The organism is Nitrososphaerota archaeon (genome assembly GCA_011605775.1).
In the GTDB taxonomy this organism is placed as follows: domain Archaea; phylum Thermoproteota; class Nitrososphaeria; order Nitrososphaerales; family JAAOZN01; genus JAAOZN01.
In genome coordinates this window covers 13950-39965 of record JAAOZN010000092.1, presented here as the reverse complement: position 1 = coordinate 39965, position 26016 = coordinate 13950, and the positions used below count along the sequence as shown (strand labels likewise).

General features: G+C 48.5%; 33 protein-coding genes, 1 tRNA gene and 1 pseudogene. 11 read left to right on the top strand and 24 right to left on the bottom strand.

Annotation, left to right across the window (positions count from 1 at the left end; translation table 11 throughout):
• Window positions 1-12: 12 nt before the first annotated feature.
• Window positions 13-1668: a thermosome subunit gene (locus HA494_08390; protein ID NHV97780.1), complete on the bottom strand. Its 1656-nt coding sequence runs from the start codon at window positions 1666-1668 to the stop codon at window positions 13-15.
• Here HA494_08390 and HA494_08385 point away from each other — a divergent pair.
• Complete coding sequence (locus HA494_08385) at window positions 1659-2414, top strand: helix-turn-helix domain-containing protein (protein NHV97779.1); 756 nt, start codon at window positions 1659-1661, stop codon at window positions 2412-2414. The two genes, HA494_08390 and HA494_08385, sit on opposite strands and share 10 nt — an antisense overlap.
• A gap of 24 nt (window positions 2415-2438) precedes the next feature.
• Here the strand turns inward: HA494_08385 and HA494_08380 are convergent, their stop codons facing one another.
• Both HA494_08380 and HA494_08375 read right to left on the bottom strand, forming a co-directional pair.
• Window positions 2439-3617 (bottom strand): MFS transporter, encoded by a 1179-nt coding sequence (locus tag HA494_08380; GenBank protein ID NHV97778.1) that lies wholly within the window; start codon window positions 3615-3617, stop codon window positions 2439-2441.
• A gap of 37 nt (window positions 3618-3654) precedes the next feature.
• Window positions 3655-3864 carry a hypothetical protein gene (locus HA494_08375; protein ID NHV97777.1) on the bottom strand — a complete coding sequence of 70 codons (210 nt, stop codon included), beginning with the start codon at window positions 3862-3864 and terminating at the stop codon, window positions 3655-3657.
• A 214-nt stretch (window positions 3865-4078) separates the two neighbouring features.
• Here HA494_08375 and HA494_08370 point away from each other — a divergent pair, with 214 nt between their 5' ends.
• Genes HA494_08370 through HA494_08355 form a run of 4 tightly spaced genes read left to right on the top strand, consistent with a single transcriptional unit; the run spans window position 4079 to window position 7065 of the window.
• On the top strand, window positions 4079-4255 hold the full coding sequence (locus HA494_08370; GenBank protein NHV97776.1) for a DUF1610 domain-containing protein: 177 nt from the start codon (window positions 4079-4081) through the stop codon (window positions 4253-4255).
• Between the two features lie 13 nt (window positions 4256-4268).
• Entirely contained in the window at window positions 4269-4547 is a 279-nt protein-coding gene (locus HA494_08365) for an elongation factor 1-beta (protein ID NHV97775.1), read from the top strand.
• 52 nt (window positions 4548-4599) lie between these two features.
• Window positions 4600-6792, top strand: a complete 2193-nt coding sequence (locus tag HA494_08360) for a CDC48 family AAA ATPase (GenBank protein ID NHV97774.1) — start codon at window positions 4600-4602, stop codon at window positions 6790-6792.
• Between the two features lie 48 nt (window positions 6793-6840).
• Window positions 6841-7065, top strand: coding sequence for a hypothetical protein (locus HA494_08355; GenBank protein ID NHV97773.1), 225 nt, complete (start codon window positions 6841-6843; stop codon window positions 7063-7065).
• A 1-nt stretch (window position 7066) separates the two neighbouring features.
• Here the strand turns inward: HA494_08355 and HA494_08350 are convergent, their stop codons facing one another.
• Window positions 7067-7510 (bottom strand): hypothetical protein, encoded by a 444-nt coding sequence (locus HA494_08350; GenBank protein NHV97772.1) that lies wholly within the window; start codon window positions 7508-7510, stop codon window positions 7067-7069.
• Between the two features lie 59 nt (window positions 7511-7569).
• On the opposite strand from HA494_08350, the gene HA494_08345 reads away from it, so the two are divergent.
• From HA494_08345 to HA494_08335, 3 genes are read left to right on the top strand one after another with little or no spacing between them, the layout of a single operon-like run.
• A complete protein-coding gene (locus HA494_08345; protein NHV97771.1) occupies window positions 7570-8598 on the top strand; it encodes a flap endonuclease-1 in 1029 nt (342 codons plus the stop codon).
• A gap of 24 nt (window positions 8599-8622) precedes the next feature.
• Window positions 8623-9288 (top strand): protein-L-isoaspartate(D-aspartate) O-methyltransferase, encoded by a 666-nt coding sequence (locus HA494_08340; GenBank protein NHV97770.1) that lies wholly within the window; start codon window positions 8623-8625, stop codon window positions 9286-9288.
• A gap of 33 nt (window positions 9289-9321) precedes the next feature.
• Window positions 9322-10128, top strand: coding sequence for a hypothetical protein (locus HA494_08335; protein NHV97769.1), 807 nt, complete (start codon window positions 9322-9324; stop codon window positions 10126-10128).
• On the opposite strand, the gene HA494_08330 is transcribed toward HA494_08335, so the two are convergent.
• On the bottom strand, window positions 10125-10475 hold the full coding sequence (locus tag HA494_08330; protein ID NHV97768.1) for an aspartyl protease: 351 nt from the start codon (window positions 10473-10475) through the stop codon (window positions 10125-10127). The two genes, HA494_08335 and HA494_08330, sit on opposite strands and share 4 nt — an antisense overlap.
• Window positions 10476-10578: 103 nt before the next feature.
• On the opposite strand from HA494_08330, the gene HA494_08325 reads away from it, so the two are divergent.
• Together HA494_08325 and HA494_08320 are read left to right on the top strand one after the other, a co-directional pair.
• A complete protein-coding gene (locus HA494_08325) occupies window positions 10579-11322 on the top strand; it encodes a proteasome assembly chaperone family protein (GenBank protein ID NHV97767.1) in 744 nt (247 codons plus the stop codon).
• Window positions 11323-11340: 18 nt separating this feature from the next.
• Window positions 11341-11874 (top strand): HD domain-containing protein, encoded by a 534-nt coding sequence (locus HA494_08320; protein NHV97766.1) that lies wholly within the window; start codon window positions 11341-11343, stop codon window positions 11872-11874.
• Window positions 11875-11882: 8 nt separating this feature from the next.
• Here HA494_08320 and HA494_08315 read toward each other — a convergent pair.
• From HA494_08315 to HA494_08290, 6 genes and pseudogenes are all read right to left on the bottom strand, one after another.
• Window positions 11883-14105: pseudogene (locus tag HA494_08315) on the bottom strand (elongation factor EF-2).
• Between the two features lie 81 nt (window positions 14106-14186).
• On the bottom strand, window positions 14187-14765 hold the full coding sequence (gene hxlB, locus HA494_08310) for a 6-phospho-3-hexuloisomerase (protein ID NHV97765.1): 579 nt from the start codon (window positions 14763-14765) through the stop codon (window positions 14187-14189).
• 122 nt (window positions 14766-14887) lie between these two features.
• A complete protein-coding gene (locus HA494_08305; GenBank protein NHV97764.1) occupies window positions 14888-15616 on the bottom strand; it encodes an energy-coupling factor transporter transmembrane protein EcfT in 729 nt (242 codons plus the stop codon).
• The gene (locus HA494_08300) at window positions 15616-16431 is read right to left on the bottom strand and encodes an ABC transporter ATP-binding protein (protein NHV97763.1); all 816 of its coding nucleotides are present in this window, start codon (window positions 16429-16431) and stop codon (window positions 15616-15618) included. The genes HA494_08305 and HA494_08300 overlap by 1 nt, the downstream gene beginning before the upstream one ends.
• The gene (locus HA494_08295) at window positions 16428-17270 is read right to left on the bottom strand and encodes an ATP-binding cassette domain-containing protein (protein NHV97762.1); all 843 of its coding nucleotides are present in this window, start codon (window positions 17268-17270) and stop codon (window positions 16428-16430) included. The genes HA494_08300 and HA494_08295 overlap by 4 nt, the downstream gene beginning before the upstream one ends.
• Window positions 17271-17317: 47 nt before the next feature.
• A complete protein-coding gene (locus tag HA494_08290) occupies window positions 17318-18319 on the bottom strand; it encodes a hypothetical protein (GenBank protein ID NHV97761.1) in 1002 nt (333 codons plus the stop codon).
• 58 nt (window positions 18320-18377) lie between these two features.
• Between HA494_08290 and HA494_08285 the strand changes: the two genes are divergently transcribed.
• Window positions 18378-18497: transfer RNA gene (locus HA494_08285), tRNA-Lys, on the top strand.
• Between the two features lie 108 nt (window positions 18498-18605).
• Here the strand turns inward: HA494_08285 and HA494_08280 are convergent.
• From HA494_08280 to HA494_08220, 13 genes are all read right to left on the bottom strand, one after another.
• Entirely contained in the window at window positions 18606-19574 is a 969-nt protein-coding gene (locus HA494_08280) for a site-specific DNA-methyltransferase (protein NHV97760.1), read from the bottom strand.
• Complete coding sequence (locus HA494_08275) at window positions 19571-19846, bottom strand: hypothetical protein (GenBank protein NHV97759.1); 276 nt, start codon at window positions 19844-19846, stop codon at window positions 19571-19573. Before HA494_08275 ends, HA494_08280 begins: the two co-directional genes overlap by 4 nt.
• A 339-nt stretch (window positions 19847-20185) precedes the next feature.
• Entirely contained in the window at window positions 20186-20749 is a 564-nt protein-coding gene (locus HA494_08270; GenBank protein ID NHV97758.1) for a hypothetical protein, read from the bottom strand.
• Between the two features lie 21 nt (window positions 20750-20770).
• Window positions 20771-22195, bottom strand: coding sequence for an ABC transporter ATP-binding protein (locus tag HA494_08265; GenBank protein ID NHV97757.1), 1425 nt, complete (start codon window positions 22193-22195; stop codon window positions 20771-20773).
• A gap of 164 nt (window positions 22196-22359) precedes the next feature.
• Entirely contained in the window at window positions 22360-22641 is a 282-nt protein-coding gene (locus tag HA494_08260; protein NHV97756.1) for a hypothetical protein, read from the bottom strand.
• 73 nt (window positions 22642-22714) lie between these two features.
• Window positions 22715-23644, bottom strand: a complete 930-nt coding sequence (locus tag HA494_08255) for a hypothetical protein (protein NHV97755.1) — start codon at window positions 23642-23644, stop codon at window positions 22715-22717.
• Window positions 23613-23819, bottom strand: a complete 207-nt coding sequence (locus tag HA494_08250; GenBank protein NHV97754.1) for a hypothetical protein — start codon at window positions 23817-23819, stop codon at window positions 23613-23615. Before HA494_08250 ends, HA494_08255 begins: the two co-directional genes overlap by 32 nt.
• Complete coding sequence (locus HA494_08245) at window positions 23812-24183, bottom strand: hypothetical protein (GenBank protein NHV97753.1); 372 nt, start codon at window positions 24181-24183, stop codon at window positions 23812-23814. Before HA494_08245 ends, HA494_08250 begins: the two co-directional genes overlap by 8 nt.
• On the bottom strand, window positions 24176-24433 hold the full coding sequence (locus HA494_08240; protein NHV97752.1) for a hypothetical protein: 258 nt from the start codon (window positions 24431-24433) through the stop codon (window positions 24176-24178). Before HA494_08240 ends, HA494_08245 begins: the two co-directional genes overlap by 8 nt.
• Window positions 24426-24653: a hypothetical protein gene (locus HA494_08235; GenBank protein ID NHV97751.1), complete on the bottom strand. Its 228-nt coding sequence runs from the start codon at window positions 24651-24653 to the stop codon at window positions 24426-24428. Before HA494_08235 ends, HA494_08240 begins: the two co-directional genes overlap by 8 nt.
• A gap of 1 nt (window position 24654) precedes the next feature.
• Complete coding sequence (locus tag HA494_08230) at window positions 24655-24831, bottom strand: hypothetical protein (GenBank protein ID NHV97750.1); 177 nt, start codon at window positions 24829-24831, stop codon at window positions 24655-24657.
• A 6-nt stretch (window positions 24832-24837) separates the two neighbouring features.
• Window positions 24838-25743: a discoidin domain-containing protein gene (locus HA494_08225; protein NHV97749.1), complete on the bottom strand. Its 906-nt coding sequence runs from the start codon at window positions 25741-25743 to the stop codon at window positions 24838-24840.
• Window positions 25740-26012, bottom strand: coding sequence for a hypothetical protein (locus HA494_08220; protein NHV97748.1), 273 nt, complete (start codon window positions 26010-26012; stop codon window positions 25740-25742). Before HA494_08220 ends, HA494_08225 begins: the two co-directional genes overlap by 4 nt.
• Window positions 26013-26016 lie beyond the last annotated feature (4 nt).

The following is a 26016-nucleotide window of genomic DNA, read 5'->3' as shown; positions in this document are numbered from 1 at the left end:
CCACCTCCCCTTTTACTCCTCTCCACCACCGCCTTCTTCGCTCGGCTTAGGCGGTTTGGTTTCCTTCATCTTACCCGCAGCAATAACATCGTCGACACGCAGAATCATGCTGGCAGCATCGGTAGCCGCCTTTATGATCTGCTCCTTTACAACGAGCGGGTCGAAGACCTCCTTGTTATACATATCTGCTAACTTACCCTCCTTAACGTCAACTCCGAACCACTTCTGACCCTCTGCGTGCTTAGCCCTTAGCTCGACTTGCACATCTATCGGATCCATACCTGCATTTTCCGCAAGCGTTATTGCGAGGCTCTCTAATGCTTCTGCGAACTTCTGGGCTGCCAGCTGCTCCCTACCAGAGAGCGTTTCAGCCCACTTGAGGACTTGGTGTGCGACTTCAACTTCAGCCGCACCTCCTCCCACTACAACTGCTGGTTTCTCTATGACGTCTTTGGTCACCATGATTGCGTCGTGTATGCTCCTCTCAGCTTCATCCACAACCCTCTGAGAGCCACCTCTTATCAATATGCTGACCGCCTTGGGGTTCTTGCAGCCCTCGACAAAGACCCACTTATCCTCCTCGATCTTCCTCTCCTCAACCAGGTCAGCGTAGCCCAAGTCTTTTTCCGTTAAGTCGTCAAAGTTGGTTACAACCCTGCCTCCGGTAGCTTTGGCGAGCTTTGTCATATCGCTCTCCTTTACGCGCCTTACAGCGAGCACACCTGCCTTCGCGAGATAATGCTGGGCGACGTCGTCGATACCCTTCTGGCATATAACAACATTGGCGCCTGTGGCTACGACTTTGTCCACCATGCTCTTTAGCAGCGCGTTTTCTTCGTCCAAGAACTTCTTCATCATAGTGGGGTCTGTGATGTTCAGCTTCGCATCGAACTCGGTCTTCTCTATCTCAAAGGGTGCGTTTATGAGCGCTATCTTTGCGTTCTCAACCCGCTTAGGCATCCCAGCGTGCACAACCTCCTTATCCAACACAACACCCTTAATCAACCTCGTGTCTTTGAGTGAGCCACCTGGCTTCTTGTCCACCTTGATGTTATCCGCATCAACCTTGTAGCCTGTTGGTGTCTTCTCAGCCACGGCAAGCACGGCTTCGACCACTAGGTTAGCTAGATCGACTGCTTCCTTTGCGACCAGTTTGCTCTGCATACTTGTTTTAGCCACCTTAATGAGCCACTCTCTGTCTTCTGGTGAGATCTTTATGCTGATGTTTTGAAGCACCTCTAGCGCCTTTGCTGCGGCTTTTCTGTATCCGTCTACGATAAGTGTGGGGTGCACATCTCTCGCTATGAGCTCCTCAGCCCTTTCTAGCAACGCGCCAGCCAACACAACGGCAGAAGTTGTGCCATCACCAACCTCATTGTCGGTAGCCTTAGCGACTTCAACGAGCATCTTAGCAGCGGGGTGCTGAACATCAATTTCCTTCAGCATAGTGGCGCCGTCGTTCGTTATGGTCACGTCTCCAAGTGAGTCGACTAGCATCTTGTCCATACCACGTGGACCGAGCGAGCTCTTGACGATCTCAGCTATCAACTTAGCAGCCAAGATATTGTTACGCTGCGCAGCTCGTCCTCTGGTTTCGGTGCTGCCCTCCTTCAGTATGAGAACAGGTTGCCCGGTTTGTGTTACTGCAGGAATAGCTGTTGCCGCCATATACATCACCTGGTATACAACCTCCGGTAGTAAACTATTTAAATGTTGCTCTACCATACTCTAATCTGCAAATGAACCAGCAAGTAGCGCTTGACCAAGTCCTAAATGTGGTGGAAAACCCTATTAGAAGGAAGATAATAAGGAGGCTAGCACACGAACCAAGCTACCCGCTTGAGCTCTCTAGCGACCTCGGAATAAACCAGCAGCTTGTAACGAAGCATCTGAAGGTCATGGAGGCTGCTGAAATAGTTGAAGCGACAAGAGCCTCGAGCCCATACGGTCCTGATAGGAGGGTCTACGAGTTGGCTAAGAGCGTATCTCTCAGCATAGAATTCTCCCCCGATCTCTATACAGAGCAGATCATAACGTTTCAGAACATCCGCTACCCTAAGAAGAATGAGCTGCTTGAAGAGTTTGAGCAGCGCTTTGACACACTCCTTGCGAAAAGAAGTCAAAGAAGCGAAATCAACGAATACGCTGAGCTGGTGGCAGATATAGACCGAAGGCTGGATGAGTTGGAAAAAGAGAAGGCGGCGCTTCTCCAGCTGAGGTGCAGTGTCATAAGAGTGGCTAAAGAAATCATACAGGGGAAACCCCTATCTCTGAAGGAGAGAATCGTCGCTTACCACATCCTTAACAGTAACATTTGGGCAGCAAGGGTTCTCTCAGATAGGCTTAATATGCGTGAGGAGACGGTGCAGCAGATACTTCAAAGGCTTAAAGAGATGAATGTGATAAGGATGTAGGTAATCTTCAATAAGTGAATCGAATCAAGCACTCCTTTGCAACAAGTAGATGAATAAGGAGATGAAGAAGCATAGGCCAGCGATGAAGTAGAAGGCGTAAGCGATTGGCAAATATTCTATTAAGAGTCCTGAAAGCAGCGGTCCGATGATAAGCCCGATGTCAGAGAAGATCCTGTAGATCCCCATAGATAGACCCCGATGCTTAGGATCAGAGGATTCAACAGCCAAGCTGACTTGAGCTGGCATAATTAGGCTTGTTGCGACACCAAACCAAGCAGATATTGCAAGGAGAACCGGTAGGTTAAAGGAGAAGGGGTAAAGGGCCGTTGTTAAACCTGATAGGATAAAGCCGTAGATCATCGTCGGCCCCGCTCCGAGTTTATCTGCTACTGAGCCTGATCTTCTCATCATGAGAAAATTCACCAACGCTATTAGGGTTAAGACCCATCCAATCTCGACTTCACTTAAATTAAGAGCCTTCTCAGAGTAGATTGGTAAAAGAGTAAACCTGATCGCTGTAGATAAGATAAAAGTAGTAGCAGCGGCTACACAAGAAACGATCATAGCTCTACTACGCAAGGTCGCGGTTATGATCGATAGGACGCTTCCCCGCCTATATACCACGTCTTTCGCAGAGGTGGGTGTTGTAATGCCCATATAGGTTGCTAGAGCGCTCACTAAAGATATTGCTGAAAGTGTGAGGAAAGGGAGCCTAAGCCCTCCTACACTCGCCAATAAGCCTCCGAGTGTTGGTCCGAATGCTGAGCCTAAGAAGAAGCTACTCTGGTAGTAGCCTAAGTACCTTCCTTTCCCACTTGAAGGTAGGATGTCTGCTACATAAGCTAAGGCTGAGGTTGTGTATATAGCCGCACCTACGCCCTGAAGGAACCTTGCTGCAATAAGATATTCTATGCTTGTGGCGTAGGCAGCTAGTAGACCGGTTGCTACGAATAGGATTGTGCCGATGAGTAGACTAGCTCTTCTACCCACTCTATCTGAAAGTGTTCCGGACGGGATATCGGTAATGATTCTAGCTAAGCCGAAGGCTGAAATGGTGAAACCAATGTACATATAAGATGCTCCGAAACTTTCGGCATACTTAGGTAAGATAGGTACAACTATACCTGCACCTAGCATAATGATGAAAGTCGATGCTGACATCATTAAGATTCTTTTATCTACCGAAGCCTCGTTAGACACCAACTCTTTTCGCTAATTTCTCCGAGGAAGCGGAGCTAGTTTACTTCTTCTTCGACAACCACCATTCAAGATACTCGTCTCTTTCCTGCTTCCTTTTTTTCTTCTCAGAGAGTTCTTGTCGCCGCTTCTCTTTAAGATCCAGAATCTCTTCCTTCGTTAAGTAAAGTCCGCAGCTTGTGCAGATATACCTTTTAGTTGACGTCTCATATGTCATCGCTCCGCCGCATTCGGGGCAGTAGTTTTGTGACATTGTTTGCAGCTACCGTGCTTTAAGATTAAAACCTTGCTATTGTAATATTACGCAACCCTTGTTACTAATCAGCAACTAAAGTGTGCTCAAAGGCGCCTCTGCGCTAAAAATGGAAGATAATTAGGGCATTTTATACATCTTAATTCTAGCTGAAGAGAGTTCTCAAACCAAAAGTATATTTACTATAAGGCTTGTATGGTTGAGGAAGGCAGGTATGTCTCAGATACAGCTACCAATCTGCACATCCTGCAATAAACCTATAACCCCTAGTGAAGAAGCGGTGAAGTTCTACTGCCCGGACTGCGGTGAGGTCTTAATCTGGCGATGCGAGAAGTGTAGAGTCTTCTTCAGACCATATAGATGCATAAAATGCGGTTTCGAAGGACCGTAGGGGGTTTACTCGATTGGGTAGTGTGCTTGTCAGATTAAAGGTGCTTCCTGACGATGTTTCTGTGCCTTTGGACGAGCTTGCCGAGCAGATCGACCGTAAGCTCCCTCAAGGCTCTACTCTTCTAAGACGGACTCAGGAGCCTATCGCTTTCGGGCTCTCAGCTCTAATACTAGATGTGAAGGTTACAGAGGAAGAGGGTATTCTGGATAAGCTTGAGTCATTGATCAAAGAGGTGGAACACGTAAGCCAAGTTGATGTTATAGGCGTAAGCCGCTTTTCAACTTCGCTCTAAGACGATAAAGCTTATCTTAAGACGGCTGGATGCAGTAGATAGGTACCTGAAGTTGGGGCGATCAAGAGGCCTAGATGCTATAAGGCTCAAGGTCGTTGAGGCGAAGCATAGAGATGTTGCTAAATGCAGAGCAAGACTACCACCGCTCGTCATGAATATGCTGGGCATAAAGGATGGTGATGTAGTGGAGATAGTGGGTAAGCAGAGCACCGCTGCAATAGCCTGGTCGCTCGATGAAGAAGAGCAGGATAGTCAGATAATCCGGCTGGATTGGTTGACAAGGAGAAACGCTGGGCTTTCGCTTAACGATTACGCTATAGTAAGAAGGGCTCAGACCAAAGTCGCCAGATCTGTTAAGCTCGCTCCTACTGACGCTAAGCTTGTGGTCGATGAAGCTTTCTCCGAGTTCATTAAGAGCCGGCTCAAGGGTATGCCCCTAGTAGAGGGGCAGAATGTTAGCATTATGATACTAGGCAACTCTGTCACCTTCAAAGTCATAGAGACGAATCCTAAGGGGTTTGTCGTGCTTGATGACGCGTCGTCTGTGGAGATATACCTCGACTCAACCAAGGTTGCAGGCGGGGTGTCTGGTGTTACTTTTGATGATATAGGTGGTTTGAGCAAGGAGATCAAACGTTTAAGAGAGATCGTGGAGCTGCCCCTTAAACACCCTGAAGTCTTTAGACGCTTGGGCATCGAGCCTCCTTCTGGTGTGCTGCTGTATGGTCCGCCTGGCTGTGGTAAGACTCTGCTCGCTAGAGCGTTGGCTAATGAGTGTGAGGCTTGCTTCTTTAGTATAAGCGGGCCTGAGATTATGAATAAGTATTATGGGGAGAGTGAAGCTAGGTTGCGTGAGATCTTTAAGGAGGCGTCTGAAAACGCGCCGAGTATAATCTTCATCGATGAGATAGATGCTATAGCCCCAAAGAGAGAAGAGGTTATAGGCGATGTAGAGAAGCGTGTAGTCGCGCAGCTCCTGTCTCTCATGGATGGCATATCGGAGAGGCGCTCAGTCATAGTAATCGGCGCAACCAACCGGCCTGAATCACTAGACCCTGCGCTACGCAGACCCGGTAGATTTGATAGGGAAATCGAGATAGGCGTACCTAATCAAGAAGCACGGCTTGAAATACTACAGATTCACACTAGGGGCATGCCTCTGGCTGATGATGTGGATTTGGGGGCTCTTGCCGCCTCGCTTCACGGTTACACGGGTGCTGATATACGTGCACTCTGCCAAGAGGCGGCGCTCCTTGCGCTGCGTAGATACATCCCAGATATAGATCTTGAGAGCAAGAGGGTTCCGCCTGAGATCCTTGATAAGATGGTTGTGACGCTCTCTGATTTTAGAGAGGCGATGAACCAGATAGTGCCTAGCGCTATGAGGGAGTTCTATGTTGAGTCGCCTAAGATCAGATGGAGCGACATAGGTGGGTTGGATAAGGTGAAACATACCTTGACAGAAAACGTGATATGGGCTATCAAACACCCAGAGCGGTTCAAGAAGCTCGGGATAACCCCTGCCTCAGGTGTATTGCTGTACGGTCCGTCGGGCTGTGGGAAGACGATGCTGGCGCACGCCTTGGCTTATGAGAGTGGTGCCAATCTTATCACCATACGTGGCCCTGAGGTGTTGTCCAAGTGGGTTGGTGAGTCTGAGAAGGCTATTCGGGATATCTTCCGTAAAGCCAAGCTCTCTTCGCCCTGCATACTCTTCTTTGACGAAGTGGATTCTATTGCTAGATCAAGGTCGTCTTTGGATGAATATTACGCATCAGAGAAGATCTTGAGTCAGCTTCTGACAGAGATGGACAACGTGAGGAACACTTTTGGAGTGTTTGTTGTTGCAGCTACCAATAGACCAGACCTAATAGATCCATCACTTATAAGACCGGGTAGGCTTGACCTTTTGGTTTATGTCCCCCCACCAGATGAAGCAAGTAGATTGGAGGTGCTACGTATACTCACGGCTAAGATGCCTCTAGCCGAGGATGTTAAGTTAGAGGAAATTGCCAAACAGACACAAGGTTATTCGGGCGCAGACCTACAGGCGCTGGTCAGGGAGGCTGGTCTCCACGCATTAAGGACAGGTGATGAGTCAACCGTAGTTAGGTTGATTGACTTCCAGCACGCTTTAAATAAGGTCAGACCATCTATAACGAAGGAGGTTGAATCGTGGTACAACTCTTTGAATCAAGTGCTTAACAGTAAGGTAGGAGGCGCCTCGAAGACCTTCTACACTTAAATAGTGCTGCTCGACTCTATTTTAAGGGGCTAAATAGAGGAGTCTGAGTTGAAGCCTCTACTCAAGAACGTCGTTTATGAAAAGATCAAACAAGCAAGGAATCTTACAGACGTTGATCTGCTGAATGATCTAACCAAAAGTGGGTTCGAGGTGACTATGTCTACACTTAACAGGATCTTGCTGAAGCTCGAGATACTTGGTTTAATAAGTGTAACTTGGGTCGGTAAGGATAAGAGGAGGATCGAGGCCATAGAGCCGTATCAGCCAGAGTAGGTTAGCGTCCAGCAGCCTCAAATAACTCGTGCAGCTTCGCAGCGCTTATGCCAACAAACCCTCGGATCTTTGAGTTCTTCTCCACTATTACCACCGCCCCTCCCAAGACAGCGAGGGCAGCATCGTATTCTCTAACCATCTTCAAATATCTTGCCGCTTCTTCTTTTGTCAGATACTCTTTTAGCTCACCTCTGCTCTCGTCTTCTACAAGCACGTGTATGCCTTCCTCTCTCAGTTTCCTTCTCTCCTCTTCGCTTTCATCTGCTTTTAGCAGCTTTAACCGGGAGAGCCTTCTTATGTAGTTGCTTAGGTTTGTGTGCGGTATATCTTCGTTGTGTATCTTGAGTCTTTTTGAGCCGCAGACTGGGCATCTAGAAGGTATGCGCTCAGATATGCTGGTCGATATATGTAGATAGTTGCAGTTCTCACAGCGCCAGCCTACCAACTACATACAAGAACGTTAGAGCCAAAGATAAATCTATCCAGACCCTATCTTAGAGAGGTATGGGAGTAGACTTAGGCGATATAGTGCCAAAAAAGAGGCTTAAGCTCGAGGAGCTTCGAGGCTGCATACTTGCGGTAGATGCGTATAACGCCCTCTACCAGTTCTTAGCTGTGATACGCGGTGAGCAAGGTGAGCCGCTTAGAGATAGGAGCGGAAGGGTGACTAGCCACCTTAGTGGGCTCTTCTACCGCAACGTGAACCTACTATCCTTAGGTATCAAGCCGATTTACATCTTAGACGGTCAGCCCCCAAGCCTTAAGGCTGCTGAGATAGCGCGTAGGAGGCGTGTTAAGGAGGAGGCTGCTCTTAAGTATGCTGAGGCTGTTGCTAGGGGCGATTATGAGGCTGCGAGAAGGTATGCTCAACTGACCTCAATCATTAAAGACTATATGGTAGAGGATACCAAGACGCTTCTTAATCTGATGGGCATACCTTGGGTTGAGGCTCCTTCTGAGGGCGAAGCAACAGCAGCACACCTAACTAAGATAGGTGTTGCCACACATACAGCGAGCCAAGACTATGACTCACTCCTGTTCGGTGCACCACGTCTTGTTAGGAATGTAACGATCTCTGGTAGGAGGAAGCTTCCGAATAAGCCTGTCTACATCGAGATCGAGCCTGAAGAGATCACGCTTCAAAGTGTTTTGAGCGAGCTCGGCTTGACTAGGGAGCAGCTCATAGACCTAGGCATACTTGTGGGCACAGACTTCAATCCAGACGGTTTCAAGGGTATTGGTCCAGCCAAGGCGCTGAAGTATATTAAGCAGTATGGTAGGCTTGAAAACATACCTGAGATCAAGGATGCTTTGGCTGAAGTAGAGTATGAGGCGATTAGGTCGATCTTTCTGAACCCTAGGGTCACTTCCAAGATCGAGGTTAAATGGGGGAGGGTTGATGAGGAGGGCATCATAGACTTCCTTTGCGGCGAGCACAGCTTCTCAGAAGATCGTGTGAGGTCCGCTCTGAATAAGCTGAGAGAAGCCGAAGAAAGGTCGTCTGAAACGCTTGAACGCTGGTTCGGCTCTTAGCTGGATGTGGATGAATTGGGTAGATTGAGGTCCTTTGAGGAGCAGAGGCAGATGCTTGTTAGAAACCTGAAAGAAGAGGGTCTAATAAGGTCTGAGGCGGTTGAAGCGGCTTTCCTAAAGGTGCCGAGGGAGCGGTTCGTCTGGCCAGATGAGGTGGAGAACGCATACCTAGACACACCCCTACCTCTCGGTAAAACGATGCAGACCATCTCAGCACCTCATATGGTCGCGATTATGCTGGAGGAGCTCGAGCTCAAGAAAGGCCTTAAGGTTCTAGAAGTGGGTTGTGGGAGCGGCTACTCAGCCGCACTTATGGCTGAGATCGTAGGTCCGGAGGGACTTGTGGTCTCGGTTGAGCGTATCCCTGAGCTTGCCGAGTTCGCTCTACGCAACCTCAGCTCTCTTGGTTACGATAGGGTGGTGAAGGTTGTTTTGGGTGATGGATGTCTAGGCTACCCACCTAGGTCAGAGGATGAGATATATGATCGGGTTGTAGTAACAGCCGCAGCCTCGACTATACCGAAGTATCTTAAGAAGCAGACGAAGCAAGGGGGGATACTGCTGATACCCGTAGGCGGCTCGTGGTCACAGACGCTTAAGAAGCTCGTCAAGATTTCAGCAGATAAGTTCGATGTTAAAGATGTAACTGAATGCGCGTTTGTGCCCTTAATCGAACCGGAGGACCTTTAGCACAGCGCTTAAGAAGAGCCTCCTCACTACTTAATGGCGGATATAGTATTGTCTTGCCAAATCTGCGGGAAGGTTGAACCACTACCCTATAGGTGTAGGTATTGTGGCGGCACCTTTTGCTCTGAGCATAGGCTTCCAGAAAACCACAACTGCCCAGAGATCTGGTTGGCTAGACCCCCTGTAGAGCGTTGGAGCGAAGCTAGGAAAGAGAGGAGGGTAGACTACGTTCCGATTAAAAGAGGCGGAGGTTTTCACCTAGCTCGGCTAAGCTCCACTGAAGCCAAGCATTTCGCTTTGGCTTCGCTGCTTGTTCTGTTCGTTGGGTTATCTTTGGCTGGTTGGCGTAGCGATGTAAGGGTCATGTTTGGTACAGCTTTGGTCTTCTTAGCCTCGTTTATGCTGCACGAAGTCGCGCACCGCATAGCAGCTAGGAGGCGTGGTCTCTGGGCTGAGTTTAGGCTCGAGCCCTATGGTGCTCTCTTAACAGCGATAAGCGTGGTTTCGCCCCTGAAGATAATAGCTCCGGGTGCTGTGTTTATTGTAGGCTCAGCTGGGGTTGACGTGATAGGTAGGGTTGCCTTAAGCGGTCCGTTGACCAACCTAGTTCTCATAGGCGTATTTTATCTTGCACGGATGCTAACACCGCCCAACCTATCTTGGCTCGCTCTTATACTAGGATATGGTATCTATGTGAACGCTATAATAGCGGTATTTAATCTTCTACCCTTTTCAGCCCTAGATGGCCGCAAGGTCTTGCTCTGGAGTAAGAGGGCTTGGGTCTTGGTCCTCGCTCTTAGTCTCTTGATCCTATTAGCCGCTATGAGCGGTCTTCTGCCTTAGATGAGAAGCATCTTCATAGGTTGCAGAGATCTCTTAAATGGGTTAAATACCAGCCCCAATATTTCTAGTGTGACGACGCCTAGTAGAGGTTGGTCGTCTGCTTCGCCTAATACAACGGGTGTGTGGCATTCGCCCTGTGGAAGGGATATGTAGCATTCTGATACGCTCCTTCTGATGATCGTTCCATCTGCTAATGTGAAGTCGTGCTCTCTGATCGGCTTGAGCCCTATGCTTTTCCAGACCTTCTCAGGTAATAGGGTGTAGGTCGCTCCGCTGTCTACTAAAAACCGAACCTCCTCTTCGCCTAAAGGTCCTTTAACCCTACCTACGATGTAGGTTATGCCCAATCTGCTGCCATCCACTTTGTCTTAGGCGGTATTTAACCCTCTTTGCTTCAACAGATACAACTATGGTTATAAGTTAGAGGGGCGCATAAGGTAGTGATCAGCGTTGACCATTCAGATCAAGGTCTGGGATAAGCCTATACTAAAGGAGCCTGTGCTGATCTGTGGTCTACCTGGGAGTGGGTATGTTGCTAAGATCGCGCTTGACTTTCTTGTGAGCGAGCTCAAATCTTCTCCCCTTGCAACGATCTACTCATACAACTTCCCTCCTCAGGTCTTGATTAGACCAGATGGTTCTGCTGAGCTGAGTAAGCACGAGTTATCTTATGTGAGGGGGCAGAATGGTGATCTGCTTCTCTACACTGGAGATGCGCAGCCCATAAACCCTCAAGCTGAATACGAGCTCTCCAACAGGGTTCTGGACTTCGCTGCTGATTTTGGTGTCAAGAGGGTCTTTACACTCGCAGCATACATCACAGGACAGTTTGTGAAGTCACCGAGGGTCTTTGGAACTGCTACTAATCAAGACCTGCTTAGGCTTCTCGTTCAGAACGGTGCGCTCGTTATGAGCGAAGGCACAATTACGGGGATGAACGGGCTGATAATAGGGTTAGCTGCGCTCAAGGGGATGGAGGGAGCTTGCCTACTAGGAGAAACCTCTGGCTATGTCATGGATCCAAAGGCGTCACACGCCGTGCTCTCGCTGCTCAAGAAGGTGATAAAGCTCGATATCGACCTCACACCACTTGAGGAGCGGGCTAAGCAAGGTGAGGTTCTAAGAAGCATACTTGAGTCGATGAAGAAGTCCACGGAAACGCAACCAGAGAAGGATCTTGGATACATCAGCTAAAGAATCTGGGGAAACCTTTTGATAGGCATCTTGAAGGTTCTTTCAGCAGCGGGTAGGCTGAAGCAGATACCACGCAGAGGCTGGGTAACTAAAGCAGGCATCAAGGGTGCTGAATCCGTAGCTGACCACAGCTTTAGGGTCGGCTTGGCTGCGATGATTCTAAGCGACCTACTCAAGCTAGACACACTTAAGGCTGTTAGAATAGCGCTCATACACGACCTCGCCGAATCGTCTATTGGAGATCTCACACCAGATGAGGTTAAGGAGGGCTTAGACAAATCTTCTATGGAAGAGGAGGCTATGGTACGCATCCTAAAAGATCTACCGGAGCAGATTCAGCCCCTCTACCTCGAAGCTTGGCGAGAGTGGGTTGATGGCGAGAGTAGCGAAGCGAGGCTTGTGCGCGAGGTCGATGCGTTTGAAATGGCGCTGCAGGCTGAGGAGTATGCTCGTAGTGGGTTTGATCGAAGTAGGCTTGCTGAGTTTAAACGGTTTGCCTCGGAGCGTATTAAAGGCGGCGTGGTTAGGGGTCTGCTTGAGGCGTTGGGTTGATCTTTCTTCTACTCTTTGTCTATGAACTCCTCTGCTCTAGGCGGCTCTTCTGGCAGCCCCTTCCTCTTTCTGATCTCTTTTATCACATTCATCATCATGGAGCTTGGGACTGGTGACCAGCATTTGAAGTGGGTGTTCCAAATGGCTTTTCCTGCGGTTGCTCCTCGCATAACTTCTGATAGGTCGAAGGTTTCGGCGGCTGGTATTTCACCTTCTACTATAGCCATCGTCTCCTTCTGGATAATATTCAGCGTCTTACCACGCTTAGATGATATGACGCTCGCAACCGCGCCGATCATGTCGACAGGGCACTTAACCTCTATACCAAGCATAGGCTCGAGTAGAACTGGGTCTGCTGAGAGGATCGCACCTAAGATCGCCCTTCTGGTAGCTGGCATAAGCTGGGCGTAGGTTCTGTGCGCAGGGTCTTCGTGCGGTACAAAGTGGTGCAGAATAACCTTGACCCCTCTCGTATATTCGTGGGCGAGTGCGCCTGTCATCATCACATCCACAAACCCTGCTCTTATCGAGTCCAGAGACTCTTGGAGGAACTGCACACCCTTAGTCAAGTCAAGCAGGAGGTTACCACGCTCATCTACCGCTACCACACCTCTAGCCTCTTCAGCGTCCCAGCCTTTTTCTCTAAGGATCTTTGCGATCTCCTTCCTATCTAGGTTCTCATTTATCCTCCCAGTCCTTATGAGTTCGATCTCCTCTTCTGTAAGCGGAGCGACTCTAATGTAGATCTTGTTGTGCTTATTGGGCGACTTAGCCATAACAGGACCTGCAGCCCTCCGTATCGTCTCCCTGTAGTTGATGAGGGGCTTCGATGTGACGATCTCTAGCCCCTGCTGCTGAATCAGTGTGGTAGCTATTTCAAGATGCAGCACACCCATACCAGACATAAGCATCTCGCCTGTTTCCTCGTTTATCTTCACCACGAGGTTAGGGTCTTCTATGCTGAGCCTATGGAGCGCTTCAACGAGTTTGGGCAGATCCCTTGGATGCTTAGGTTCCACAGCTACCGTCACCACGGGCTCAGAAACATACTTTATGGATTCAAATGGGACGAGGTCTTTTATTGATGATACTGTTTCACCAGCCCTGGCGTGCTCAAGTCCAAGCAGCGCTGGTATGTTCCCTGCACCTAGCTCGCCTACGATTTCCCTATAAGGTCCCATGAACATGTTGACGGATTGGATCCTCTCCTCCCTCTTAGCGCCTATAAGATACACTTTGTCGCCATCTCTAACGGTGCCGGAGAAGAGCCTTCCAGTTGCTACCACACCCGCTTGAGGATCTACTACCACATTTGTAACCATCATTACTGTTGGTCCGTTTTCATCGCAGTTTAGGAGCGCTTTACCAACTTCTGAGTCTAGGTCGCCTCTCCATATTCTTGGGATACGATACTTCTGCGCTACATCAGGTGGTGGGTGATGCTTTATCACCATACTTAAGATGGCTTCGTGCAGCGGGTAATTTTCTGCGAGCTGAGCGACTGCTCCTTTTGTGTATGCTTCGTAGATGTCGCTGAACCTCACACCCTTCTTCTGCGCTATCTCTAGATTGAAGCCCCACTTGTCCTTGGCTGCGCCGAAGGCTACGCTATTGTCTTGAATGCTCACCTTCCACTTCTCCTTATACTCTGGCTCAGCGTAGATGGATATAAGGTGGTTAAAGTCGTTCACTATCCCGGCAAGCCACTGCTGCATCCGCTCAGGTGTAAGCCTCAGCTCCTTGACCAAGCGGTCTATCTTATTTATGTAGAGCACCGGCCTAACCCTCTCCTCAAGCGCCTGTCTAGTGACTGTTTCGGTCTGCGTCATAACACCCTCAACGGCATCTACAACAACCACCGCTCCATCGATAGCCCTCAGGCTCCTCGTAACCCTGCCTGTGAAGTCAATGTGCCCAGGGGTGTCTATCATGTTAAGCACATAGGGTATGTTATTGTATTCGTAGTAGAGGGTCACGTTAGCCGCTTTGATCGTCATCTGCCTCTGCTGCTCAAGATCCATGTAGTCGAGGGCTAGGGCTTGACCTGCAACAGAAGGGCTTAGAAGCCCACAGGCAGCGAGTAGGCTATCGCTCATAGTAGTTTTGCCGTGATCTACGTGGGCAATAACGCCAAAATCATTCGGGCTAGCCAAAATCGGCTAAGCCTTTCGAATCTGGCTCTTATTGCCTATGATCTTCATGATTTCTGCTGTGGTCTTGAACCTCGGCATCGCCCACCACCTTCTTCTAACCCAATCATCAGCCTATTACCGCCAGTATTTATAGATGTTTTCAGCCAGTGTTGCGCCTATTTACTCGATGTTTGCGTGCCTGTTTCTCATCTCCTCTTCGCTGAGCTTGTGCTTCTCAAGCAGCACAGAAACTACAGCGTCGAAGAACACCATGCAGGAGTCCTCGAATAGTGTGCCTAGGGGTGCTAGGGGCTCGTGTAGCCCCAATATCTGCCGTGCGAAGTAGTCTTCTCTACTTTGCTTTTGGTCCATAACCCTACCTTTAACTATAACCTTTAGATCCGCTAGCTTGGCTAGCGGGGAGTCTGGGAAAGATGTTACAGCCGCGATTTCTGCGCCAACCGCTTTGGCTGCTTCAGCAGCTGTGACTACGAGCTTGGTTGCGCCTGAGCCTGAGATGGCTATAACGAGGTCCTCGGCACCTATTGATGGCACAAGTGTGTCTCCAAGTATGTAGACTTGGTAGCCTAGGTGTAGAAGCCTGAGTGCGAAGGCTCTGCCGACCATCCCGCTTCGACCAGCACCCATAACTAGTATTTTGCTCTGCCTGTGCTCCATTATCTTCTCAACAAACCTACCTATCTCCTCGTCTGAAATCTGGGATACGGTCTGTGTGATAAGTGTTAGAAGTCCTATCATGCTACTCTTTACTTCCCCACCAACAGTGGCAGCCAAGAATCACACGGGGTTCGCCACAACACACCCTCTAAAAAAGTTTTCTTCACAACTTCGCCGACATTGTTTTTGTTGGTTTCGCTGTGTTAGCCTCTGAGGAAGTATATTAGGAACGCTGCAAAGATCACTACGCTTAGTATCCCGACCAACTTATCTCTTCTCTTTAGGGTTAGGGTGTATAGTGATGTTGGGTTCTTGACCGCGCCGTATGCTCTCGCCTCCATGGCTTCTGCTAGCTCGCTGCTCCTTATTACGGCGGTTACTACTAGTGGTATTAGTATGGGTGCTAGCTTCTTGATTCGGTTGATGAAGTTCCCTCGCTCAAGCTCCAGCCCCCTAGACTTCTGCGCATCCATGATTTGGATGGCATCTAGCATGAGGACTGGTACGAATCTGACCGCTGTGACGAAGGCGAAGACCACATCTTGCGGTAGTCTGAACCACTTCATCACATACTCCAGCTCGTCTGGTGAGGTTGTTAGGAAGAATAGTGAGGTTGAGCCTACGATGGCTACGAACCTAGCGGCTAGTACAAGAGATGTTAGGATGGAGTAGCCTACCAAGAAGTTTATTACGAAGATGAGTATGGAGAAGGCTGCTGAGAACAAGAGGGTGCGGTACATCCGCTCCAAGATCTTGGCTAAAGCTGCTACCGCGAAGATCGCAGCTAAGGTTATAGCTATGTGTGCTACGGTTGAGCTGATTAGTGAGAGCGTAAATAGTTCGATTGAAATAAGGAGCTTTATACGTGGATCTAGGATGTGTATGGGTGAATACCTTCTTCGGAATATGAAGGCGTTAGCGAGCCAATACATCACGAACACCTAACTCTACTCAAGATCCAGCGCTTCGCTGTATATATGTTGTCGAAAATATCTACGCTATCCACCTTGAGGCGCTGCGAAAGCTCAACTAGCTGAGGCTTTATCAGCCTAGCTGTAGACAAGATAAAATCGTCGGTGAAAACTTTACTCGCAGGACCATCAGCTACGATCTTACCCCTACTCATAACGACTGTCCTGGGCTGCATAGGCCAGAGGAACTCTATGTCGTGTGAAACCACGATCACGGTCTTACCTTGGGTTAATAGTAGGCGGATTATCTGCTCCAGCTTCTCCTTGTGAAGGAGGTCTTGACCCACGGTGGGTTCATCGAGCACCAGCACATCTGGATTCCAAGCTAACACAGCAGCCAAACAGAGCCTCTTCTTCTCGCCTCCGCTTAGCATCATAGGTGAAGTGTTGGCATACTCTTTTAGCCCGAAGAAGGTTAGTGCCCACTCTACCCTCTGCGCTACGATATCTTCGCTGAAGCCAAAGTTCCTCAGCCCAAACTCTATTTCGTGCTCAACGGTGTCTGAGAAGAGTTGGTGGTCTGCGTTCTGAAAGACTATCCCGACCCTCCTTGAAAGCGATGCTACAGTCTGCTGGGTCGTGTCGTAGCCGAAGACCTTGACCGTGCCCTTCGTCGGTTTAAGAAGCCCATTCATATGCTTAACCAGCGTGGTCTTCCCGGCACCATTCGCACCCACTATTGCTACTAGTTCGCCTTGCCTAAACTGAATAGTAACATCATCTAATGCCTTTACGCCTGTCGGGTGTATGTAGGAGACGTTGATGAACTCGATCATCTTAAGACCTCAACTATCTGCTCCACAAACTCAGCGGGTGTTAGAGCGAGCGTCTTAAAGTTGCAGGCGTCCTTTAAGAGGTGCTGCAACCTTACGATTGAAGGTACACCAACACCTATTGTTATGAGGCTCTCGTCGCTCAGCACTTCCCTCGGTTTACCGTTGTAGAGGATTCTACCCTCATCCATAACCACGAGCCTATCCGCTATCGAAACTAGGAGATCAAGCCTGTGCTCCACGATGAGCACGGTAAGGTTTAGTGTGTCGTGTAGATGTTTGACCGTGTTTATGAGGTCGAGTGCGCTGAGTGGGTCGAGGAGAGAGGTTGGCTCATCGAGTATCAGCAGTCTGGGTTTCATAGCCAACACACCAGCTATCGCAACCCTCTGCTTCTGCCCATCTGAAATCTCGTGGGGCGCTCTATGCGCAATCTCTCTTATGCCGAGTAGGTCGATAGCCCAGTCAACCCGCTTCCTAATCTCATCCCTAGGTAAGCCGAGGTTCTCTAAGCCGAAGGCTACGTCCCTCTCAACCGTGAACATAAAGATCTGGTTCTCAGGGTTCTGGAAGACGTAGCCCACGTGCTTAGCTATTTCAGAGATCGGGTGTTCGCTCACCTTCAGATCGTTGACGTAGACTTCACCTATGTATGTGCCGCTGTACATGTGTGGTATGAGCCCGTTTATGCTTCTTAGTAGCGTTGATTTGCCGCATCCGCTCGGGCCTGCGATGATTACTATCTCCCCCTCCTCTATGCTCAACTCTATGTCTTTGAGTGCTGGTTTTGTTGAGCCTGAGTAGTAGAATGTGAACCCTTTTATCTCAATGATCTTCGGCAAGGCGCATATCGTGCTGCAAAACCAGCTATATTAAATCCTTACCTAAACTAAGTTATCTCCTGAAGCGGAGCATCAACCTTCCTAGCCAAGGTGAGCAATACTTTATCCGCAGCTTCTTGTAGAGGTCTTTTTGCTGTGAATGATGCCGCACCAGCGTGACCTCCACCTGCACCTTGTAGCGCAGCACCAACCTTCTCAGCAACATCCACCCCAAGGTGTATGCCACTCTTCTCACAGAACTCTTGAGTAGCCCTAAGGCTCCCCCTCACCTCATCATCGACTTCACCCAACGCTGCAGCTACATCCGCACCCAAGTCTATTAGAGCTCTTGCTGCTGAGGCTTGGTAAGAGCCTACGTGTGTTACCGCTACGATCCAGTCCTCAAGCCTGTAGATCTTAAGCCTCTGAGCAGCCTTTAATCTAGCTATCTTCTCAGACGCATCCTTCTTGACTCGGAGCATCTGCCTAGCCTTGGCGAGTGAAGCGCCACATCTGCAGAGTTTGACGGCGTTCTCAAGCGTTGTGCATTCGGCTAAGTTTAGACCAGCTGTGTCTGTCATAAGACCCAATAGGAGCACTTCAGCGACCTTCTGAGGTATCTTCATATGCTTCGCCTCAAGTATGGAGAGCACGATCTCGCTAGTTGAGGTCGCCTCCTCATCTACCAGCAGATGGTCTACGAGCTGCTTCACACTCTCCGAATGAGGGTGGTGATCTATCAGCACTTTACTACATTCAACGCTCTTAATCGGCTCAACCCAATCACTCAGAAGCTGCGCGTGCCCAGTATCCACTATAACCACCATATCCTGCTCCTCAAACCGAGGCGAAGACACAACCTCAAGAGGGTACTCAGCCTGCACAACCCTAGCCAAACCGCTGAGCCCCTCTGGAGCAGCAACCGCAACCACACACCTAGAGTTAAGCCTCCTCAGAATATGCGCAACACCGTACGCTGAAGCGTAGGCATCAACATCAGCATTCCTATGAGTAACCACAAGCACACGCCTAAGATTCTCCGCCTTCTTAAAAGGAAACTCAGCCAGCAACCCACTCTCCAAACCAACATAAAGAGATAATAGTCCCTACTTAAACCCTCCATACAGCGGGCCCGTAGCTCAGCCAGGTAGAGCACCGGTGAGGCAAAGAGCCTCGGTGAAGCTTTTAACCCGGGGGTCCCGGGTCCGAAAAACCCAAGAGAGGGTTCCGGGTGTCCCGGCGGGCCCGCATCTTCATCTCCTTCTAAAAATGGTGAATATGCGGAAGACAATTGGATCAAAGTTTTCAAGTAAAACTTACAAACTCGCCAGCGAACAGCTTTTTTGATTATTGTGATTAAAGTGTGTTTATGTGGGTTTTGGCGTAGTTGTTATCTGTTGATGTTGCTGATGTAATCTTGATTGTGTTTTTATTCACTACTGAGCGTTGGTTTTTCACTTTTTCTTGGAGGAATGTTCTGAGCTTCTTAGCGTCTGAGCGCTCTATTATCTCAAATCTGTGGTTTGCGAGGGTGGTCTGATTATAGTTTATCTTCTTTAAAATGGTATCCTTGAGTTCAAGGTCTATCTCATAGCCTATGCTGTTTCTCCCCAGCTCTTTAGCTACTTTCGTCGTGGTCCCTGAGCCGAGAAAAGGGTCTAGGACTGTTTCGCCTACAAATGTGTATAGTTTTATTAGGCGTCTTGGTATCTCTTCTGGGAAGGCGGCTACGCCCTTTTCAAGCCTATTTTCGAATGGAAGAACGTTTGTGATCCTCCAGATGGTAAGATACCATTTTTCCTCACTGTACTTCTTTAAATCTATTCTCGAGGCTTCCACGATCTTTGGGTCCAAACTTTTAATATAGTCAAAATTAAATCTGCCTTTCTGAAATATTATGATGCTCTCCTGTATGTTATCTGGATAAAAGTACATAGGATAAGGGTGCTGCAGAAGCACGCCACTCCTCCTGCTAATCCTAATATATCCTTCAGGCTTCTCCCAAACGATTCTATCTCTGTATCTGAAGCCGGCCTCGATCATGATCTTTGTGATATCAGAAACTACTGGATACTTTTCTCCTTTGACAAGCATGTCGTCTGTAACGAAGGCTGCGATTCTCCCTGGAGCCATAACTCTGTAGAGCTCCTTTGCAAATGCCCTCATCAATTCGAGAAACTCATCGTAGCTTTTGAAAAGGTCTGGGTAGTCAAATGGAGCGTTATAGTAGGGTGGAGAGGTAACCATTAGATGAATGGAATCGTCTGGGATTTCGTGCATATCTCTGCAATCTCCAAAGATTATTTTATGCCAAGTAGAGATCATTCTTTTACACCCAGCTTTTTAGCATATTCCTCAACAGCTGCGTGGATTGCATCACTCTTCACTATTCTAGCTGGCGTGTTTGTATTCTTACGTAGTATCTCAACAATCTTCTCTAACAACTTTTTAGTTCTCTCTGAAACGTAAACCATAGGCATAGTTTTCCTCACATTATCATATGTTGTGATAGTATTTAATATTATCTGATTAGTATGCGCGCCACACCAAATTCCTTTTGCAAAAGTCGTGAAGCATGCAATAGCCTTTACAACCAATTTTAGACTTGATTTGACAGACGGAGGATCTTGGGCAGACGTCACACGCTATGCCTACTAAATTGTCTGGGCAGCAATTAATACCTATTTGGAAAGCGCCGTGGTCAACCATAATGCAATCCTCGCTATATTGGTTTGTTACCTCTTGTATTGGCACCCGCATCTTAGAAGCTACGATAATGTTCCAGCGACCTCCACTATGCTGCTTCCCTTCGTGGACGACCTCTGAAACAAGTCCAGTTCTCGAGAAAATCTTGCCAACGTGTCCATCAACAGGCATTTCAAAGAGCGACTTATGCCATTTACCGTTAGATACATCTATTCCCAAATCAGGGTGCCCTATCCAAGAAATATACATTCTAACGGCCTTCTCTCTAAGAATGACTCAACAAGAGGGTTGCTCTGCAGCAGCATAATCGCCTCTTTCGGCGTTTTACATTCAGCGAACTTTTCGGACAGCCTACTCTTATTCAACATCATTTGATAGGTTAAAAAGCCTCCGACCCTTAAGATGAACCAGCCAAAACGGGGCAATACTCTGCCTATAGCAGGTGAAATCTTGTATTCATCCTTGATGGTTGCCAACTTATTTATTTGTATAAGGCATTCTTGGGGTTTTGAAAACAAGTCATCACCAAATAGTTGATGTATCTTTATTGCTGTGCTCCGTGCAGAAGGCGAATCAGCCTGTTGATCAAGAAAGGCTGTCAACAATAAGAACCTTATCAACTTCTCTTTATCCGCAACCAACTCTTTTGGTAAACTGTTAATTATTTGGTTGATCTCTAGGGGCTGAAGAACTCTACCCACATTCCATAGGATCTTGATAAGATGCGCCTTCTCAGAATCTGATGCCTCCTTTCCAACAAGTGACTTAACCAAGTTGATCACGTGGTACTCCATTTAATTTTGTATGTATCGTAATTATGGTTTACGATGCTGATGTTGGTTTTCCCATATGTAGTATAGTTTGCTCTGCGCTATTATTGCTGTCTTTTGGATGAGGGTGGCTAGGTTGTCTATCTGTTTGATGCTCTGCTCGCTTCTCCTCAGCACTAAGTTGAGGATATAGTGTGTCGTGTTTAGGTTCAGTATTCTTGATGTGAGTTCCTGTAGCTGGTTTTTGTTTAGGGTTTGTAGCTTCTTTGTGATGTAGAGTTTTGAGGCTGCTAGCCTAGGGTCTATGGTGTAGTCAGATAGTATCTTTAGGGCTTCTCTGCACTTTAGGGAGAGTGTTGATGTGTACGGCACCTCAGCCATACCGGCTTTTTTGAAGAAGGGGTTGTATCTAGCCATCACCGCTACGGCTTCGACGTATCTGTAGCCAGTCTTCTCAAGGGTCTCTTTAACCAGCTTGACACCTAACCCTATCCCTCTATATTTTGGGTGTACGATGACTCTTGATATTGTTATGAAGTCTCGGTTCAGCTCTTCTACATTCACTCTCCTACCAAAGTACTTGGTTCTGCCTGCGCACGAGTAGAGTGGGGTGCTGTAGGCGATCACCCCGATGGTTTCGCCTCTGAGCTCAGCCTTGTAGATTCTTCTTATGTTGTGAAGCCTTCCTCCTCTGTAGTGGTAGGCTTCGAGGCTGTGTAGGTCTTCTGGTGTGCCCTCTTTGATCTCAACCTCTCTGAGGATGGTGCAGGGTCTGCTTCTATCTGCTTCGCAGTATTTGACCCGGATCTCTCGCCCGAACCCCTTCACTATATAGATGTCTGGCTGCAGATCCTCGAATAGATCTCTGTGTGATGTGGCGATGATGAGCGTAGCGCCAACCTTTCTCACCATCTTCTGAACACAGTACGCAACCACCTTAGCGGTCTCTCGGTCTAAGAGTGAGCAGAACTCATCGAAGATGAGAGTGTCTGCACCTATGGAGAGCATCTTAGCTATCTTGAACCGGTACTTCTGCCCCTCACTCAGATCTCGATACCTTCTGACGAATAGTGTGGCGTCATTTAACCCAGCGAGGCTCAGATATTGGATCGCTTCCTCTAGGGTTGACCCCAACCCCTCTACGAGCACGTAGTCTTGGTTGATCTCTACATCTTTGTCTTGGAGGACCCTTCCGAAGGCTGGGTAGCGGCCTAAGGCTTCTGCTAGATCTTTTAGGAGGGTTGACTTCCCTGTGCCTGAGTCGCCTGTTATGTAGATGACATCCTTTGGCTCTATGTCTATGGCGAGGTCTTGGTAGAGTATCTCCTCCCTCTCTACGCCTACATCGATTCCGAACGCTTCGCTTACCCCTATGGCTCTTTCAGATGGTTCGGTCTTCTCCTTGAACACCTTATCAAACCTGAAGATCTTCTTCGGCTCCTTAAAGCCTAACCTTACTTTGACGAGCATTCTAGAGCCTCACTAAGACGCCAGATCTACCCTTGACCGCACCCCAACAGGCTAGAGCTAAGGCGTATGCTAGGTCGTCTCTGTACCCGGTTTTCTTGTCGAAGAGGTATCCGCCGCTTCTACCCTTCGTATATGTTATGGCGTTCAGCGAGTTTACTAGGTTGCTATCGTATGGTATTACTGCGCTTCACCATCTGCATCCTTAATTCAGAGAGGATTTCTTGCTTCATCTTAGCCGTTAGCGTTATGCCCTCTGCAGGTAACCCCAACTCTAAGCAGTGCTCTAAGATCGGGTTGCCCAAGCCAGTCTGGTCTACGCAAAGTTTGGTTAGACGGTTTGCTTTATGGTATTCGGCTATCTCTGCTGTGAAGTGTGTGTAGGGTAGCCCACGCTTGCTGACGCTATGCACCACATAGAGGTATTCATCGATTAGGCGCACAACCACGAACGCTGCTGAGCTCTCCTTACCACCGGGATCGTAGCCGCCGTAGAGCTCACCTATGTGTTGTTGCGGTAGGTCACCTACGCAGCTCTATGGGGAAGTAGGTGTTTTCATCGTCTATGAATTTCGCCTCGTACTCCTGCATATACCTAGATTCGCCTAGAAGTGTTCTCTGCTCTTCGAGGAACTCTTTGCTGATGAGTGGGTTGGCTGAGGATGGTAGGTGGTAGATGCACTCCTTAGGCCAAGATGTGAACGCTCGATAGGTTATGTGGTCTTTGTCCCAAGGTGTGGTGAGAAGCCACAGTGTGCCGTTAGTGGTTGCGAGCATAGGTAGTATGACCCTCTCTATAACGTCTGAGTGGATGAACGCTGCTTCATCCACAACCGCTAGGTGCACCGTGAACCCTCTGAGTGTTGAGCCGTATCTCCCAGAAGGTAAGCATATTATCCGGCTTCGGTTCTTAAAGAGTATCTGCGTCTTGGTTAGCTTAAGCACATAACCACTAATGAAGCTGGATTCGATGAATGAGACGGCTTTGCTGAAGGTTTCTAAGCTCTGCCTTAGGGTGGCTGAGACGATGATGGAGGTGCTCTTAGGGTGTGTGAGAGCGTAGTGCAGCAGTTTTATCGCTGCAACCGTAGACTTACCGATCTGCCTACCGCAAATAGCAAGCAGCCTCTTTGAGTTGTTTTTAAGTAGTTCGACTTGGTACGGGAAGGGGTTGAAGCGTAAAACGAGTTTAGCAAATGCGACGGGGTCTCTGAATAGAATCTTAGCCTTTCCATCAAACCTCTCCTTGTAAATGTGTTTGTCAAGCTTGGCTTCAGATATCTCTAGAAGCCCAATTCTCGCTAGATGAGGTAAGGCCTGTAAACAATGGAAACAGACTACACTGTTTTGGCTTAGTCTGCAGTAGATTTCCTCTTCATCTAGCCGATGACCACAGCCCTCTGATTCGATCCTCCCCACTCTAGTCTGAAGACCTTCTCCTTCTGTCCGCAAAGTACCAGCCTACTGCTGACCCAGCTAAGGGACCTAGGTTTAGAGCAGCATCCTTCTTGTCGAGCAGTAGTGCTAGTATCAGCCCGAGTATGATGAGGATTGCTAGCACACCTCTGTAGTCTGTGGTGCCTCTGAAGACGCTCTTTAAGATCTGTTTGGGCTGTTTTTCAAACAACCTTTCTAACCCTCCTATAGAATCTATCTGGTTTTATCGACTTTAGCATCTTCTTCACAACCTTCTCTGGCACATTAAATTCAAAGGGTATCTTGCCGAATCGGTAGCCGCTCAAGACAAGGCTCTGGGGGATGCTGTCCCAGATCCTAGCCACACCATCTGTTATCTCATTCACCAGGATTATGTGAGGTTTTGAGTAGGCTAGGTCCCGGTAGATTCCAGCGAACACACCAACGGTAAACTGCTCGGTCTTTATGGTGTTCTCCTTCACAGTTGTGTTTAGTCTAACGCCCCTACATCTACAAGCATCAAGCCAAAGCAGACCGACGACCTCTCCGACCTCAAACTCAAGTAGATCAGCCAAGGTCTGCCTGTTCTCCCTCGACTTCCTTTAAGATTTCATCGATTCCCTCTGTAGTGCCTAACCCGCTCTTCTCAACCACTCTCAATATGTTCAAGGCTGTCTTGTTCAAAATGTCCACGAGCTTAATCTTGTTTCTGAGATCCTTCTCGTTCTCGATCTGCTGATCTAGCCAATTAAAGCGTCTATACAGTATGTTAAGCATCTCCGTAAGGTCGACTTCAGAAACCTTATCCTCACCCAGCTCAACCACCCCTAAGCATCAGCCACTCTTCAAGCGCCTCTATCCTCTTTTCAAGTGATACTATGTAGGCGTAGAGTTTGGCGGAATCTGATACGCCAGCACCCTTCAGCAGCTCTCTCGCCTCTTTTGATGCTTCTACTTTTTCGAGGTGTTTGAGCTTTAGGGTGTCTCCGAATCTGAATTCTCCTCTAGCGATTCTCTCTCTTAGTCTGTTGGTTTCTTCGCTCATCTTAGTCTCCTCTGTGGCCGTGCCTCCATATGCTTGATTGGTAGTAGTCGAATTCGCAGATTCTGGTGCCTGATGTGCTTGGCTGTGTGATGAGTATTCTGATGTATCTTGTTTGGTTTCTTGGTTGCCAAGAGTATTCTACCCAGCCTGCTGGGGGCTGTGTGGTTGCTACATACACGTCGTCTCAGTTTGAGCCGTCTGCTGATGCTTGGATCTTGTATGCTTGGGGTCTGTAGTTCGCGTCACTATGCCAATATATTCTGCAGCCCGCTACACCGGCTAGGGTTGAGCCTAGGTCGAATCTTAGCCAAGCGTTTGCTTCGTTAGGTGGGTTGGGGGACCACCAGGTATTTGTATTATCATCCTTAGCATCATTTGCAGCTCCGGCAAAATCTATCTGAATATACGCGTCGTATTGCGAGTAGTCTGTCCAAGAGGTTACGTATGTGGAGAAGACCCCGAACGCTACGTTGTAGTCGGAGTAAAGCAATCTGATGTTGTTATTCTCGTTTCCACCGCTGTATTCTATGAGGAAGCGTAGGTCGACACCAGATGGCATGCTCCGCTCTCCTTCGAAGGCGATGAAGCCTCCTGGAAAGGATGAGACATCGAAGGACCCTAATTCGTAAACCACTTGATCTGTATCTGCTCTCCTAACTCTGGCGTATGCTGTGCCGGTTGGGCTGCCGTATTTAGTCACAGCGAATACGACTCTTCTGACGATTTTGCCTCCTATATAGTTTGCGAGAACCTTTTCGCCGGCTCTGTTGGTACCACTACCATACAGAGACCAACCATACGAATAATATGTTTGTGAGAGAGAGCCGTTGAGCTGCGATGACGCTGATGCTGAAGATGGTGTTTGATAGTCTGATGCTTCTGCTGGTGGTGCGGTTACTCTGTCTGTTGGTGCGCCTCTAGCGGAGTCCCAAGATCCGTTTCTGTAAACCTTGATCAAGTAAGGTGTGCTGCTTGTATCGACCCAAACCATCCCATCCACGGGGTTGGTTGGTGGAGAGGGGCCTATGTAGACAGTTTTGAGGTTCAGCTTATCTTTGGTGATTATTTCACCAGATTCCCATAGGCTCATTTCGACTCAACCACCTTGATCGCCTTCCTCGCTACAACTGGGTAGCCTGCTACCGACGCTTCGACTCTGAGCAGCCATCTGCCCTCCTCATCCACGATTAGGCGTGTGTAGTATATGCCTGTGGACTCCTTAGCCATGGTTTTGACGGTTTGGTTCGAGGATGGTGCTGCAGCGGTTAGGGTTGGTGCTTCATCTGGGTCTGTGGGCTGGTTGCTGAAGTCTCTGAAGAAGGCTTTCACCGTTACGGTTGAACCCTTTTCGAAGCTCACAATA

Coding starts and splice junctions, on each gene's coding strand:
- HA494_08390 (NHV97780.1), bottom strand. CDS start 1,668: ATGGCGGCAACAGCTATTCCTGCAGTAACACAAACCGGGCAACCTGTT.
- HA494_08375 (NHV97777.1), bottom strand. CDS start 3,864: ATGTCACAAAACTACTGCCCCGAATGCGGCGGAGCGATGACATATGAG.
- HA494_08370 (NHV97776.1), top strand. CDS start 4,079: ATGTCTCAGATACAGCTACCAATCTGCACATCCTGCAATAAACCTATA.
- HA494_08345 (NHV97771.1), top strand. CDS start 7,570: ATGGGAGTAGACTTAGGCGATATAGTGCCAAAAAAGAGGCTTAAGCTC.
- HA494_08335 (NHV97769.1), top strand. CDS start 9,322: ATGGCGGATATAGTATTGTCTTGCCAAATCTGCGGGAAGGTTGAACCA.
- hxlB (NHV97765.1), bottom strand. CDS start 14,765: ATGATAGGACTTCTAACACTTATCACACAGACCGTATCCCAGATTTCA.
- HA494_08305 (NHV97764.1), bottom strand. CDS start 15,616: ATGTATTGGCTCGCTAACGCCTTCATATTCCGAAGAAGGTATTCACCC.
- HA494_08300 (NHV97763.1), bottom strand. CDS start 16,431: ATGATCGAGTTCATCAACGTCTCCTACATACACCCGACAGGCGTAAAG.
- HA494_08280 (NHV97760.1), bottom strand. CDS start 19,574: ATGATCTCTACTTGGCATAAAATAATCTTTGGAGATTGCAGAGATATG.
- HA494_08270 (NHV97758.1), bottom strand. CDS start 20,749: ATGGAGTACCACGTGATCAACTTGGTTAAGTCACTTGTTGGAAAGGAG.
- HA494_08265 (NHV97757.1), bottom strand. CDS start 22,195: ATGCTCGTCAAAGTAAGGTTAGGCTTTAAGGAGCCGAAGAAGATCTTC.
- HA494_08235 (NHV97751.1), bottom strand. CDS start 24,653: ATGAGCGAAGAAACCAACAGACTAAGAGAGAGAATCGCTAGAGGAGAA.
- HA494_08225 (NHV97749.1), bottom strand. CDS start 25,743: ATGAGCCTATGGGAATCTGGTGAAATAATCACCAAAGATAAGCTGAAC.